The 14736-nt window shown below is 55.4% G+C and carries 12 protein-coding genes and 1 pseudogene; 4 read left to right on the forward strand and 9 right to left on the reverse strand.

Annotated features, from left to right (window positions below):
- Positions 1-579: 579 nt before the first annotated feature.
- Positions 580-861: a dienelactone hydrolase family protein gene (locus I1E95_RS15660; RefSeq protein WP_231594696.1), complete on the reverse strand. Its 282-nt coding sequence runs from the start codon at positions 859-861 to the stop codon at positions 580-582.
- Positions 862-1047: 186 nt separating this feature from the next.
- On the opposite strand from I1E95_RS15660, the gene I1E95_RS15665 reads away from it, so the two are divergent.
- A complete protein-coding gene (locus I1E95_RS15665) occupies positions 1048-2304 on the forward strand; it encodes an IS256 family transposase (RefSeq protein WP_197161565.1) in 1257 nt (418 codons plus the stop codon).
- Between the two features lie 168 nt (positions 2305-2472).
- Here the strand turns inward: I1E95_RS15665 and I1E95_RS15670 are convergent, their stop codons facing one another.
- Positions 2473-3048, reverse strand: a complete 576-nt coding sequence (locus tag I1E95_RS15670) for a dienelactone hydrolase family protein (RefSeq protein WP_197163844.1) — start codon at positions 3046-3048, stop codon at positions 2473-2475.
- A 239-nt stretch (positions 3049-3287) separates the two neighbouring features.
- On the opposite strand from I1E95_RS15670, the gene I1E95_RS15675 reads away from it, so the two are divergent.
- Complete coding sequence (locus I1E95_RS15675) at positions 3288-3488, forward strand: hypothetical protein (protein WP_197163846.1); 201 nt, start codon at positions 3288-3290, stop codon at positions 3486-3488.
- A 447-nt stretch (positions 3489-3935) separates the two neighbouring features.
- Here the strand turns inward: I1E95_RS15675 and I1E95_RS15680 are convergent, their stop codons facing one another.
- Entirely contained in the window at positions 3936-5504 is a 1569-nt protein-coding gene (locus I1E95_RS15680) for a right-handed parallel beta-helix repeat-containing protein (protein ID WP_197163848.1), read from the reverse strand.
- A gap of 247 nt (positions 5505-5751) precedes the next feature.
- On the opposite strand from I1E95_RS15680, the pseudogene I1E95_RS15685 reads away from it, so the two are divergent.
- Positions 5752-6621: pseudogene (locus I1E95_RS15685) on the forward strand (IS256 family transposase); the annotation flags it as partial.
- A 206-nt stretch (positions 6622-6827) separates the two neighbouring features.
- Here I1E95_RS15685 and I1E95_RS15690 read toward each other — a convergent pair.
- The 6 genes from I1E95_RS15690 to I1E95_RS15715 all read right to left on the reverse strand — a co-directional run bounded on the left by I1E95_RS15690 (position 6828) and on the right by I1E95_RS15715 (position 11941).
- Complete coding sequence (locus tag I1E95_RS15690; RefSeq protein WP_197161565.1) at positions 6828-8084, reverse strand: IS256 family transposase; 1257 nt, start codon at positions 8082-8084, stop codon at positions 6828-6830.
- Between the two features lie 418 nt (positions 8085-8502).
- Complete coding sequence (locus I1E95_RS15695) at positions 8503-8778, reverse strand: transposase (RefSeq protein WP_197163859.1); 276 nt, start codon at positions 8776-8778, stop codon at positions 8503-8505.
- Complete coding sequence (locus tag I1E95_RS15700; RefSeq protein ID WP_231594697.1) at positions 8762-9010, reverse strand: helix-turn-helix domain-containing protein; 249 nt, start codon at positions 9008-9010, stop codon at positions 8762-8764. The genes I1E95_RS15695 and I1E95_RS15700 overlap by 17 nt, the downstream gene beginning before the upstream one ends.
- 490 nt (positions 9011-9500) lie before the next feature.
- Positions 9501-10565, reverse strand: coding sequence for a hypothetical protein (locus I1E95_RS15705; RefSeq protein ID WP_231594698.1), 1065 nt, complete (start codon positions 10563-10565; stop codon positions 9501-9503).
- Between the two features lie 4 nt (positions 10566-10569).
- On the reverse strand, positions 10570-11553 hold the full coding sequence (locus tag I1E95_RS15710; protein WP_197163863.1) for a sulfotransferase: 984 nt from the start codon (positions 11551-11553) through the stop codon (positions 10570-10572).
- The gene (locus I1E95_RS15715) at positions 11546-11941 is read right to left on the reverse strand and encodes a hypothetical protein (protein ID WP_231594699.1); all 396 of its coding nucleotides are present in this window, start codon (positions 11939-11941) and stop codon (positions 11546-11548) included. Before I1E95_RS15715 ends, I1E95_RS15710 begins: the two co-directional genes overlap by 8 nt.
- A 1034-nt stretch (positions 11942-12975) precedes the next feature.
- Here I1E95_RS15715 and I1E95_RS15720 point away from each other — a divergent pair.
- Positions 12976-14232, forward strand: coding sequence for an IS256 family transposase (locus I1E95_RS15720; RefSeq protein WP_197161565.1), 1257 nt, complete (start codon positions 12976-12978; stop codon positions 14230-14232).
- Positions 14233-14736: the final 504 nt, after the last annotated feature.

Raw genomic sequence — 14736 nt, forward strand, 5'->3', positions numbered from 1 at the left:
ATCCATGGCCGGTCCCCTAGGCGACACTCCGGCAGAGGGGCAAAACCAGTGCCCGATCTGGAGACTGCATCGGGGCCCGCGTATCAGCCCCACAGCTGACCGATGACCTGGCACACGACGTCTTGGCCTGCATGGGAGCATGCGTCGGAAACGCCCCCGGGTGCACGTTCGCTGTCACTGATGACCAGCCAGACGTCGTGCGTGGTGGAGCTTGGCCTACAGTCTCCTTAAGGTTGAGACCCAGGAGAGGATGGCCCACCAAGGGGCCACCAGGGGGCTCTGCTGCTACCGATCAACCCCCCGACTGAAGTCTCAACCATCAATCGGATGGTTGACGGCCTGTCCTCACCATCCCGGGCAGAAGGGAAGCACTTGTGCTGTCACCACCAAGAACCCCTGTCCAGTTTACTCATTGGTGAGGCACCAGACCATCTCGCTGGAGGGCCCTGCCGTCCTCACGCCAGATCGATGGCCCTGACGACTGTCGGGATCTCCACCTCGACCCTGATGGACTCCACCACCACCCCCTCTGCGGAGTGCCTCTGCTGACCACCTGGTGACTCCACAAACCAGTGGTGTTCAGGACACGCCGTTGGCTTTGAACCAGCCCTGAAGTCGACTCCAGCCGTCCGCAGCAGTTTCCGGCCGGTAACTGGGGCGGTAGTCGGCATGGAAACCATGGGGAGCCTCCGGATAGATGACGATCTCACTGCGACCTCCTGCCGCCTTGAGGGCTGCCTGCATCCGCTCCGCCGTCTCCAGCGGGATGCTGTCATCCTTGCCGCCGTACAACCCCAGCACAGGGGCCTTGATCCTCGCCACCAGGTCCAGGGGATAGGAGGGCTGCTGGGGGGTGCTCACTCCAGCTAACCGCCCATACCAGGCCACTCCGGCTTTAGCGGCGTCCCAGCAAGTGGTGTAACTCAGGAGGATCAGCCCCGGCGTAGCCGGGGCTGACGGCTCACCTCCCTCAGATTTCAGCTGTGGCAATGGGTGGGCCGGTCTGTGACCCTGTTCGGAGAACTACCACCAAACCGAACACAGACCATGACCCTCACCCATAGTGGCGCCTCCGAGCTGAGCCAGCTCATGGAGGGCACCACCGCTGGCGCCCTGATCCCAGAGATCGTGCGCCGGGGTTTCCAGGACCTGCTGGAAGCCGAGGTTTCTGCCCTCACGGGCGCTCAACTCCATGAGCGCTGCCCCGATCAGCGCTCCACCCATCGCAACGGCTACCGGGAGCGGCTGCTCACCACCCAGGTGGGCGACCTCAGCCTGGCCATTCCCAGGTTGCGGCAGGGCAGCTTCTTTCCCAGCTGGCTGGAGCCACGCCGCCGGGTGGACAAGGCGCTCTACGCCGTGGTGATGGAGGCCTACACCGGCGGGATCTCCACCCGCAAGGTCGACGCCCTGGTGGAGGCGCTGGGCGGGGCCAGCGGCATCTCCAAATCGGAGGTGAGCCGCATCTGCCAGGGGCTCGATGAGCAGGTGAAAGCCTTTCTGGGCCGGCCGCTTGACCATGCCCGCTTTCCCTACGTCTACCTCGACGCCACCTACCTCCACGGCCGCCTGGGCCGAAATATGCAGGTGGTGTCGCGGGCGGTGGTGGTGGCGATCGGCATCAATGCCCTCGGCTACCGCGAAGTTCTCGGCATTGCCGTGGGCGACAGCGAGGCGGAGGGCTTCTGGCGTCAGTTCCTGGGCTCACTCAAGGAGCGTGGCCTCGACGGCACCCGCCTGGTGATCTCGGATGCCCACCTGGGCCTGACGGCAGCGATCAAGCGGATGTTCCAGGGCAGTAGCTGGCAGAGGTGCCGGGTGCACTTCCTGCGCAACCTGCTGAGCCATGTGCCCAAGGCCGGCCAGGACATGGTGGCCGCTGCCATGAAAGCGGTGTTCGTGATCCAGGCTCCAGATCAGGTGCGCGCCCACTGGCAGCGGGTCACCGAGATGCTGCGCAAGCAGTTCCCCGGCGCCGTGCCCGTGATGGAAGCCGCCCGGGACGACGTGCTGGCCTTCCTGCACTTCCCCCAGGAGCACTGGCGCAAGGTCTGGAGCACCAACCCGCTCGAGCGCCTCAACAAGGAGATCAAACGCCGCACCAACGTGGTCGGCATCTTCCCCAATGATCCAGCGATCGTGCGCCTGGTGGGCAGCCAGCTGCTGGAGCAGCAGGAGGAATGGCAGCTGGAGCGTCGCCGCTTCTTCTCTGAGGCCACCATGGCCAAGATCCCAGAGCCAGAAGAGCCCTTGGAGCTCACCGATGCAGATCCGAACGCCCAGCCGGCTGCAACCATCAGCTGAAGCGCACCAGCTTCTACCTCGATCTACACAGAACACATCGATCGCTGAGTTGCCAATTCAGCGATCAGGGTTCATAATGGATCAATGGAGCTGCGCAATCAGCTTCCAAGCAGTCATCCCCTGACTGCTCCTGTTCACCCTCCGGAGAGGGTCACAGGACCTCCTGAGTTACACCACTCGGAGGGGCGCTACCCCGGCTTTCAGGTTCGGGTTGTGGGCGGCATAGAGCCAGGTGATCCGTCCACCCCAGCAGAACCCGGTGATCCCAAGTCTCCTGCTGTCTCCTCCCCCCTCTCGCCCAGCCCAGGCAACGGTGGCATCGAGATCGTTCATCACCTGGGCATCGGGCACCTTGGCCACCACAGGCCGGATCGAAGCGATATCAGGCAGCTTGGTGACATCGCCCTGCCGCTCGAACAGGCTCGGGGCGATGGCCAGATAGCCGAGGCGCGCCAATCGCCGGCACACATCCTGGATGTAGGCATGCACCCCGAAGATCTCCTGCACCACCAGCACCACGGCCAGGTTCGTGCCCGTGGCAGGTCTGGCGCGGTAGGCAGGGATCGTGCCTCCGTCCACTGGAATGCTTACGAAGCCTGCGGTCAGTCCACCTGAATCTGTGGTGATCGTGGCCGCTGAGATCGGACGGGCAGCCACAGCAAAACAAGCGGCGAGGGTGCCCAGCAGCAGCTCCCGGCGGCGGATGCCCTGCGGGGCTGCTGAATCGGATGGGGTCGAAGCCATGTGGAGGGGATGCCATGTCACTCAGGCCGCCATTCTGTTGCCTTTGTCGAATGGGTTTCGCCAGCACGGCCCTACTCTCCCCCTCGCCAGCCAGTGCTCTTCTGAAGGCAGGCACCGTCATTCCCGATCGAGCCAAAGCTGCCTCCACCACTTGCTGCGTAGAGCTGGGCCGGGTGGCGGCACAAACCGCGGACGGCAAGTACCAAGGATGGCGCCGCTCCACGCTCCTGGCCGCATAGGTGGCGATGGTCGACTTGATTCCGGAAATGGATTCCATAAGCTCTCGTGGTAACCAGCAGAAGCGGCTGCTTCTGGCTCAGGGTGATCCAGAACTCTTCGAGTCCCACACGACGATCGGATGGATCCGCCCATCCACCATCCTGTGCTTGGAGGATCTTCTGGTCCTGCTGCTGGAGTCATTGGATCCGTTCTTGGACTGAACTCAGGATGTCCCTCCGACTGATGGATTTCCTTCCTCGAAGACCGGGTCTCAGCAGCCGAGCAGCTACCGCAGGACCTGATGGCTCAAGGCCATCGCTGGAAATTCTGCGTACCTGCACCTGAGGAGAGAGGGTGGAGGTCTCCATGTCCCCATGGCGCCTGAAGTTGTAGCGCTCCACCTGCAGGATCAGTGTTGGAGTCTGTGGATCAAAAGCAGGTCCTGGGCACGCAGCCACAGGGCTTGCCGGGTGGATGGAAGGGATAGACCCAGCGAAGGCGAGGAGTCGCAACCTGCGCCATCAGCACCACGCTGGGTCTACTTCTTCTGATTCAAGCGTAGTTTTAACTTACACATTACCATAAAATATATCCACGCTTTTTCAGGCCTCAAGAATAGGTAAAGAAGATACTGATTTCCTCATTAGGAACCTAAATAATTTTTTTTCCTAGCTAATAGATTTTTCTTTTACAGTCCTGGCATTGGCAGTCGGCGCGAAGAGTATGTCGCCAGTTACAGAGTAAGCCGCTTGATCGGCAGGGTTATTGCTCGAGAGTACATCTTTTGGGCGTTCACCCACAAGCGTGATTGTGCCTACATTATTTGGGTTAGAAGCACCATAGGGTGAAGCGTCAATCTGGCCAGATGAATTTGCATTTATTACTGTATTGCCCTGTACATCGGCGAAGATTGAGCCACCATCGTTGGGTCGAATGCCGCTTTGAGTTTTTAATTGAATACCAGTACCTTCCGATTGAAGAATAAGATTATCATAGAGTGCAACCCTAATGAGAGAGTCTGCGTAAGACAGAATTTTGATGCCTTCGGCAGCCTGATTGCTTTGAACTGGATTACTCGCAAGTGTTGAAACCGTATTATTCGATACCAGCGCTTGGCTCACCACTGCATCAACACCAGCTATTAAGTAAATTCCATCTGCATCATTGCCATACGTAGTCACCTCATTGCCGCTTATTTCGAGTTTACCAAAACTACCATTCCTGAGAGCGTTAACATAAATCCCATCTGACTCCAAGTTGTATTGGTTGCGAGAGTCACTGCCTACGTCACCAGTCGTCAAGACGATGTTGTTATTGACGGTTGCTTGGCCAATAGATGCTCCATCAAGGCTGCTTAGATAAATCCCTTCGGAGAGAGGACCCGATGTAATAATGTCATTGTCATTAATGATTGTGGCACCAATTGAACCCGTCTTCGAGGCCAAAATGCGAATCCCATGTGACAAGAAAGCTCCATCAGTACTGACCTTATTCCCAGATATGTCGAGTTTGGCGAGATAACCATTGGAAACGACCACTTCAACACCAGCTGTTTGCGCACCGTTGACTTCAATCATATTATCGATTATCTTGAGATCGCTGATCGAGGAGGTATTGGCTCGGCTCTCTGTCACAAGAATTCCGCGGTTGCTATCTCCAGTCACAGAAATGTTGTTACCTGAGATAGTATTGGTACTAGCACCTTCTAAAAAAATACCAGAACCACCATTGCCACTGATGACATTAGAAAAAGAACTATCATAACTTAGCCCTGTAATGGGATCCATGAAAGCACCAATCATATTGTCTTGTGAGTTGGCCGTAATTAGTATCCCATTACCTGAATTGCCACTGTCGGTGACACCATCCAGCATCAGACCAATATAGTTGCTCTGAATCGTTATATTATTTGCATCAAGTGTAAGGCCGTTGCCACCAGCATCCATAATGGCAAATCCACTAATACTTGACCCTGCAGCATTCCCGCCACGGAAAGTTAGTCCACTTTCCCCATTGAAATCAATGCCAATGCTGGGCTCGCTCGTGTCTTGAATCAATCCACTGATCGATACCCGATCAGTAATCACAGGGAGACTATCTAAAAGACTGATTGTTCCTCCAGCCAAGGCGGAGTCGAATCGGATTGAGTCAAATCCAGCCGTACTATTAGCATTACTAATTGCCCACCTGAGACTGCCGACTCCTGAATCATCCAGATTGGTAACAAAGAACTCCATTTTACGGTGCTTGCACTCCCTCTATTCATAATTACACGTTGATGACAAGTGACGCAAGCCTGGGGGAAGTTGTCAATGTTCTTCATTAGTTGCAGAAAGCGGCGTCCCAGCAAGTGGTGTAACTCAGGAGGATCAGCCCCGGCGTAGCCGGGGCTGACGGCTCACCTCCCTCAGATTTCAGCTGTGGCAATGGGTGGGCCGGTCTGTGACCCTGTTCGGAGAACTACCACCAAACCGAACACAGACCATGACCCTCACCCATAGTGGCGCCTCCGAGCTGAGCCAGCTCATGGAGGGCACCACCGCTGGCGCCCTGATCCCAGAGATCGTGCGCCGGGGTTTCCAGGACCTGCTGGAAGCCGAGGTTTCTGCCCTCACGGGCGCTCAACTCCATGAGCGCTGCCCCGATCAGCGCTCCACCCATCGCAACGGCTACCGGGAGCGGCTGCTCACCACCCAGGTGGGCGACCTCAGCCTGGCCATTCCCAGGTTGCGGCAGGGCAGCTTCTTTCCCAGCTGGCTGGAGCCACGCCGCCGGGTGGACAAGGCGCTCTACGCCGTGGTGATGGAGGCCTACACCGGCGGGATCTCCACCCGCAAGGTCGACGCCCTGGTGGAGGCGCTGGGCGGGGCCAGCGGCATCTCCAAATCGGAGGTGAGCCGCATCTGCCAGGGGCTCGATGAGCAGGTGAAAGCCTTTCTGGGCCGGCCGCTTGACCATGCCCGCTTTCCCTACGTCTACCTCGACGCCACCTACCTCCACGGCCGCCTGGGCCGAAATATGCAGGTGGTGTCGCGGGCGGTGGTGGTGGCGATCGGCATCAATGCCCTCGGCTACCGCGAAGTTCTCGGCATTGCCGTGGGCGACAGCGAGGCGGAGGGCTTCTGGCGTCAGTTCCTGGGCTCACTCAAGGAGCGTGGCCTCGACGGCACCCGCCTGGTGATCTCGGATGCCCACCTGGGCCTGACGGCAGCGATCAAGCGGATGTTCCAGGGCAGTAGCTGGCAGAGGTGCCGGGTGCACTTCCTGCGCAACCTGCTGAGCCATGTGCCCAAGGCCGGCCAGGACATGGTGGCCGCTGCCATGAAAGCGGTGTTCGTGATCCAGGCTCCAGATCAGGTGCGCGCCCGGTAGCGCCCCTCCGAGTGGTGTAACTCAGGAGGTCCTGTGACCCTCTCCGGAGGGTGAACAGGAGCAGTCAGGGGATGACTGCTTGGAAGCTGATTGCGCAGCTCCATTGATCCATTATGAACCCTGATCGCTGAATTGGCAACTCAGCGATCGATGTGTTCTGTGTAGATCGAGGTAGAAGCTGGTGCGCTTCAGCTGATGGTTGCAGCCGGCTGGGCGTTCGGATCTGCATCGGTGAGCTCCAAGGGCTCTTCTGGCTCTGGGATCTTGGCCATGGTGGCCTCAGAGAAGAAGCGGCGACGCTCCAGCTGCCATTCCTCCTGCTGCTCCAGCAGCTGGCTGCCCACCAGGCGCACGATCGCTGGATCATTGGGGAAGATGCCGACCACGTTGGTGCGGCGTTTGATCTCCTTGTTGAGGCGCTCGAGCGGGTTGGTGCTCCAGACCTTGCGCCAGTGCTCCTGGGGGAAGTGCAGGAAGGCCAGCACGTCGTCCCGGGCGGCTTCCATCACGGGCACGGCGCCGGGGAACTGCTTGCGCAGCATCTCGGTGACCCGCTGCCAGTGGGCGCGCACCTGATCTGGAGCCTGGATCACGAACACCGCTTTCATGGCAGCGGCCACCATGTCCTGGCCGGCCTTGGGCACATGGCTCAGCAGGTTGCGCAGGAAGTGCACCCGGCACCTCTGCCAGCTACTGCCCTGGAACATCCGCTTGATCGCTGCCGTCAGGCCCAGGTGGGCATCCGAGATCACCAGGCGGGTGCCGTCGAGGCCACGCTCCTTGAGTGAGCCCAGGAACTGACGCCAGAAGCCCTCCGCCTCGCTGTCGCCCACGGCAATGCCGAGAACTTCGCGGTAGCCGAGGGCATTGATGCCGATCGCCACCACCACCGCCCGCGACACCACCTGCATATTTCGGCCCAGGCGGCCGTGGAGGTAGGTGGCGTCGAGGTAGACGTAGGGAAAGCGGGCATGGTCAAGCGGCCGGCCCAGAAAGGCTTTCACCTGCTCATCGAGCCCCTGGCAGATGCGGCTCACCTCCGATTTGGAGATGCCGCTGGCCCCGCCCAGCGCCTCCACCAGGGCGTCGACCTTGCGGGTGGAGATCCCGCCGGTGTAGGCCTCCATCACCACGGCGTAGAGCGCCTTGTCCACCCGGCGGCGTGGCTCCAGCCAGCTGGGAAAGAAGCTGCCCTGCCGCAACCTGGGAATGGCCAGGCTGAGGTCGCCCACCTGGGTGGTGAGCAGCCGCTCCCGGTAGCCGTTGCGATGGGTGGAGCGCTGATCGGGGCAGCGCTCATGGAGTTGAGCGCCCGTGAGGGCAGAAACCTCGGCTTCCAGCAGGTCCTGGAAACCCCGGCGCACGATCTCTGGGATCAGGGCGCCAGCGGTGGTGCCCTCCATGAGCTGGCTCAGCTCGGAGGCGCCACTATGGGTGAGGGTCATGGTCTGTGTTCGGTTTGGTGGTAGTTCTCCGAACAGGGTCACAGACCGGCCCACCCATTGCCACAGCTGAAATCTGAGGGAGGTGAGCCGTCAGCCCCGGCTACGCCGGGGCTGATCCTCCTGAGTTACACCACTTGCTGGGACGCCGCTCTTCTCTGAGGCCACCATGGCCAAGATCCCAGAGCCAGAAGAGCCCTTGGAGCTCACCGATGCAGATCCGAACGCCCAGCCGGCTGCAACCATCAGCTGAAGCGCACCAGCTTCTACCTCGATCTACACAGAACACATCGATCGCTGAGTTGCCAATTCAGCGATCAGGGTTCATAATGGATCAATGGAGCTGCGCAATCAGCTTCCAAGCAGTCATCCCCTGACTGCTCCTGTTCACCCTCCGGAGAGGGTCACAGGACCTCCTGAGTTACACCACTCGGAGGGGCGCTACCCCGAGATCAGGGCCACTCAGGCCGGCCGCCTGGATCACAGCGGCCAGCTTGTCGAGAGCGCTCCACTGCTCTGGCGGCTTGGTGGTGGCTGGCACGAGCTGACCCTGCTTCTGCCACTGGCTGCGCCAGTTGTAGAGGGTCTGGGTCGTGATCCCGGTAGAGCGGGCGATCTCGGCCACGCTCTCCCGGTTTGGCGGGCTCATGCGCTGGCGGACTTGGTCCCGCACAGCGGTGTCATAGGTCGGTTTCATGGTCGTCGGTTTGGCCCCCTGGTGGATGGGTCAGACCGAGCGGACAACTTTCCTGACGCAGGGGGACCACGGTGAACTTGTCGGCAGCGCTCCAGCCTTCTGGTTCCCTCTCGGATGCCGGCACCACTTCCCCCTGCAACCGCCAGGCCTTCCTCCATTTGTAGAGAGTGATCACGTGGATGCCCATCTCTTCTGAAATCCGGGCCACGCTCTGCCTCTGGGGCGGGCTCATCCGCCTTCTCACATCAGCCTTGACGGCCTCGCTGTAACGACGCATTGGTCATGTCCTCAAGCCCCCGGATGTACGAATGAAAGGGGGGACATCTTTCCTGAACCCGGGGGTGCCGGCGCAACAAATTAGAATTCAACAAGATGCACGAGACGAAGTAAAGTATTAAACTGAATGTTAAAGACTTAACGTCGATAGTACTTACAAGCATCTAGCCTCATGTAATGCACTAGGCAAAAAGAATGGACCGCGTATATCACTCGACATCCCAAAATAGCCTGCATTTTTTACCGGCAAGGCTTGGAATTCAGAGGCTGTCCGCTTAGCAAAGAATCGCTTAGCATCACAAAACTTTAAATTAGACACACATCAACACATAACAGGGGGCATAGCTATAGATGTAACGCAATCTACACGTAGCGGCATGCAGGTCTAAGCATAATTTACAGTATGAACGATTCGTAAATAAAAATGGAATTTGCTTGTGAAACAATTATGAAATTTGAACGTCATCTAAGAAATAAATAACTGAACGATCAACCCGAGACGAATAAAAAAGCGTTTGGGAATAATCTAGATGATGCACAAGCATCGGCACAAGATCATGGTCACGATGCACGACTTTGTCAACTAATACAAATGTAGAGCCAAATTCAGATGAACAATACATAGAAGTTGTTGTATAATCTAGGCTGAATACACAAAGCCTGTTAGACTGAGAAAATTTGGAAGACAAGTCACAATGCTGTGAAGAAGCTAAGACCAAGCCTAATGATGGGTGAACTATGACTGATGCAGAAGGTGCAAATGACAATGAATTATCAATGGAGAAGAGAGAACGTCCAAGAACAAGAGTAGGCTTAGCCGAGCCCTTACAGGCAAATAGTCTAGATTCAACCCCACAACTCAAAGTTCTGATAGAAGAATCATTGGCAACAAGTGCAACCGTATGATCACTGAACTCAATAGCATCAACAGGTGACAGGTACGGATAGTGAGATTGAAAAACAGAGATAGCATTGACTATTGCCGAACTGCAATTATAACAGGATGATAATGGCGATGCAAGATTCCTTATAGATAGTACATCACGATAACTATGAAACGGAACACAAACTGAGGACAAGAAAGACTCGTTGAAGGCATTATCATTAAGCAAAGGAGAACTATTCAAAGTAGACGCACCTAGCAAGTTAGCACGAGGTTTACAGAGTTTAAGTAATTGATTCCAATGACTAGAATTGCAATTAATCTTAGCGCTAGTCACTTTGATACCCACAGAAGGGTCAAAATGTAAAACATACAAGAAAGGTTGAGTACTTTCAGGCTCGTCAGTTATAAAGAATAGCTCACCATTGAGCGATGAACCAAGATAAACAAAGTAGTACGGAAGCACAAAGCGTGCATCAGAAAAAGATGATGTACAATAGACAAGAGTGCGAGAAGAAGTCGTAGTAAGAAGAACCCACAGTCCGGCAGAATTGATTGACTGATGGACAGCCAATATTTGCTGAGTCTCGCTGGCCCCTCCAGGGAGGGGAATAGAAAGCAAATTCATTCGTTCAAGCGTAGCCAAGTTGTGCTTCGATATCTAAGACTAGTTCAAGTATTGACTGATTCCAATCTTGTAAACGCGAAATAGCTTCCTCGCTACTAGACCTCTCCACGTAGTAGCGAGTAAAGTTTGAGCGATCATTTGAATTTAGGTAAGTCCTGACTTGTTCGAATGAATATTCCTTCCTGCGCATCGGTCTAAATTCAGGATTAGTAATAAACTTTGGATCATTACCACATGGAGCCATACGGGGTCCAAAGAAGGCATACGGAGAATTCTCTGGATGGAGCATTTCATCGATGCTTCGCTTGTCAGTCGACACTCCTAACCACTCGCAGATTTGAGGAAGTACTGAATGTGGCTCAGTTAGGATAGACTCACCCTTGACTGTAAGAAAATTGGACGGAGGTATAATCGAACGAAACTTCAATATGCTCTTATGAGTAGCATACCACATTAAAGCATAGTTATCTTTAACAAGTGGATGTCGGAGACTCTTACGCTCACCTTGATTTGAATCACGATGTTCAAAAAACTCCTTAAGTGACTTAGAAGAGCCTACGACACTCCGAGTAAGATGGATGAATTTGGCTTTGGGATAAAATTTGAAAAGTCTTATCATTCGATCAATTGATCGAGTATTTCCAGGCGATTTCTCAATACATAGCTTGGGTTCATGAGCCGCACACAAATAATCAAACAATTCCTTAGTAGATAGAGATCTATGATTGGCAAGCCACATCCATGCACGACTGCAGGAAGCACTATTCTGAACCTGTTCATGAATCTGTGCAATTGCTCGTAGCAGTCCACTAGGAGCAAAACGAGATTGAGTAATATTAGATTTACTTGAAAGAACATGCTCTATATCATCGCGCCATAACAGATGCAACTCCGGAAAGCAATAAAGCTGGGGATGCTGTCCAATTATAGACGAAACAACTGAAGAAAAGGAACGAGGGGGACTCAATAAGAAGATAGGCTCACTCATGAGATTGAATATTAAAAAGGTTTCTCTTAAGAACGTTGTAACGATGCTGCATTCGGTCCTTCAGATTCTGAAGATCATTAATGAGTTCAGTAGAAAGAATCAAATCAGATGACTCATCATTATGAAAAGAAGGATCAATTGGGTCAAATAAGAATTTAAATAACGCTACATGAGCATTTTCAGACTCCATCTCACTGAAGGGCTCCGCTACAAGCTCAGAACTTGATGGCTGAGGATCAAGCTGATGTTCAGCATCTTCGTCATCCGAAACATCAACGTAAGATTGATCGGCATCTTTTCGGGAAACTGAAACAATCTGAGTCAGTGTATTGTATTCTATACTGTTTTCTCGACCAGCAACAGTGCTGTCAAGATTAGCTCGCTCCATCAATACCTCAAGACAAGAGTCGAAGGAATTAGCGGTCTGGTACTGCGTAGTTTCACTTTTATGAGCTTCATGAGATGAGTCGTCAACTGTTTTAGTTGTTAGAAAATTAAAAAGCGAGGAATTCTTCATTGTTAAGTCGGATTAATTTAACGAACTTAAGAGGGTGCTTGTTAGGGACTCGCTAGATAGCGACTTGTGCTTGGTGATAACGTTAGATAAATATAACTTGTTGAAGTCATCAAGCTTTTCTGAATCGAACGTCAAGCAATCATGTGACTTTAAGGGAGGCAAGGGCCTTGTGTCAATGACAACTTGACTGGATATGACATCTTCTAACTTAGATGACTCCGTGAGCACACTAATATTGCTTAATCCAAGGAGGGTTGAATGGTATAGACACATTCTCGAATGTCGATCTTCAGCATGGATAAACATCTTAACATGACTTCTGGAAGTTCTTGCCCTGATCCCAGTCCAGGAAGAAGGAACATGCTGGTATGAATCAGCTGGTCCTGAAATGAGCAGCACGCCGTTGAGACTGTGATCTATAGCCATAACTGCGGCGTGCCCTGCTCCTTGACTATGACCAACAACTAGTGTGTGAGAAAGGATCTCATGATCAGAAATTGAATTACCATGACGTTTCCTAACTTGTTCTAGAAAAGATCCCATGACTGAGTCCTCATAGGCAATCGAAAGTCTCGAATCCGATATTGATTGGCTACCATAAATTAACTCTCGACGGACCTGGAGCATACAATCTGAACTATAAAACTCAGAATTTAGTTTGGCGACAGTAGTAGAGACCGGATAATCAACAGTGTAAAAGTCACTATTATGTGCCAAACATTGACTCAACCAGACATAATCGGAACTTCGGCGAAAGCGGCGTCCCAGCAAGTGGTGTAACTCAGGAGGATCAGCCCCGGCGTAGCCGGGGCTGACGGCTCACCTCCCTCAGATTTCAGCTGTGGCAATGGGTGGGCCGGTCTGTGACCCTGTTCGGAGAACTACCACCAAACCGAACACAGACCATGACCCTCACCCATAGTGGCGCCTCCGAGCTGAGCCAGCTCATGGAGGGCACCACCGCTGGCGCCCTGATCCCAGAGATCGTGCGCCGGGGTTTCCAGGACCTGCTGGAAGCCGAGGTTTCTGCCCTCACGGGCGCTCAACTCCATGAGCGCTGCCCCGATCAGCGCTCCACCCATCGCAACGGCTACCGGGAGCGGCTGCTCACCACCCAGGTGGGCGACCTCAGCCTGGCCATTCCCAGGTTGCGGCAGGGCAGCTTCTTTCCCAGCTGGCTGGAGCCACGCCGCCGGGTGGACAAGGCGCTCTACGCCGTGGTGATGGAGGCCTACACCGGCGGGATCTCCACCCGCAAGGTCGACGCCCTGGTGGAGGCGCTGGGCGGGGCCAGCGGCATCTCCAAATCGGAGGTGAGCCGCATCTGCCAGGGGCTCGATGAGCAGGTGAAAGCCTTTCTGGGCCGGCCGCTTGACCATGCCCGCTTTCCCTACGTCTACCTCGACGCCACCTACCTCCACGGCCGCCTGGGCCGAAATATGCAGGTGGTGTCGCGGGCGGTGGTGGTGGCGATCGGCATCAATGCCCTCGGCTACCGCGAAGTTCTCGGCATTGCCGTGGGCGACAGCGAGGCGGAGGGCTTCTGGCGTCAGTTCCTGGGCTCACTCAAGGAGCGTGGCCTCGACGGCACCCGCCTGGTGATCTCGGATGCCCACCTGGGCCTGACGGCAGCGATCAAGCGGATGTTCCAGGGCAGTAGCTGGCAGAGGTGCCGGGTGCACTTCCTGCGCAACCTGCTGAGCCATGTGCCCAAGGCCGGCCAGGACATGGTGGCCGCTGCCATGAAAGCGGTGTTCGTGATCCAGGCTCCAGATCAGGTGCGCGCCCACTGGCAGCGGGTCACCGAGATGCTGCGCAAGCAGTTCCCCGGCGCCGTGCCCGTGATGGAAGCCGCCCGGGACGACGTGCTGGCCTTCCTGCACTTCCCCCAGGAGCACTGGCGCAAGGTCTGGAGCACCAACCCGCTCGAGCGCCTCAACAAGGAGATCAAACGCCGCACCAACGTGGTCGGCATCTTCCCCAATGATCCAGCGATCGTGCGCCTGGTGGGCAGCCAGCTGCTGGAGCAGCAGGAGGAATGGCAGCTGGAGCGTCGCCGCTTCTTCTCTGAGGCCACCATGGCCAAGATCCCAGAGCCAGAAGAGCCCTTGGAGCTCACCGATGCAGATCCGAACGCCCAGCCGGCTGCAACCATCAGCTGAAGCGCACCAGCTTCTACCTCGATCTACACAGAACACATCGATCGCTGAGTTGCCAATTCAGCGATCAGGGTTCATAATGGATCAATGGAGCTGCGCAATCAGCTTCCAAGCAGTCATCCCCTGACTGCTCCTGTTCACCCTCCGGAGAGGGTCACAGGACCTCCTGAGTTACACCACTCGGAGGGGCGCTACCTCGGCGAAAACTGCCGGGCAGAAAAAGAGTAAACATAGAAACTGTTGATCAAAGATTAAGAATAAACCAGGATTGGTGGGGGCTCACCATTCGTGCTGACAATCAAACAAGTGGAACGGCGAGCTTCGCACAGACTTTTGGGAATGGAAATCGAGCAGTGGAAACGCCGAGGTGATGACTGGTGCTCAGAGAGCATGGCATGGCTGTGTGTGCCATAGTGCTGCATCAATCGACTTCGGAGATGTACCGGGATGAGCACGCTAGGATCATCCAGTGATCAAGGCAGAGTCCAGCCACATTGATCATCCTGA

The organism is Synechococcus sp. CBW1107, from assembly GCF_015841355.1.
GTDB lineage: Bacteria > Cyanobacteriota > Cyanobacteriia > PCC-6307 > Cyanobiaceae > Regnicoccus_A.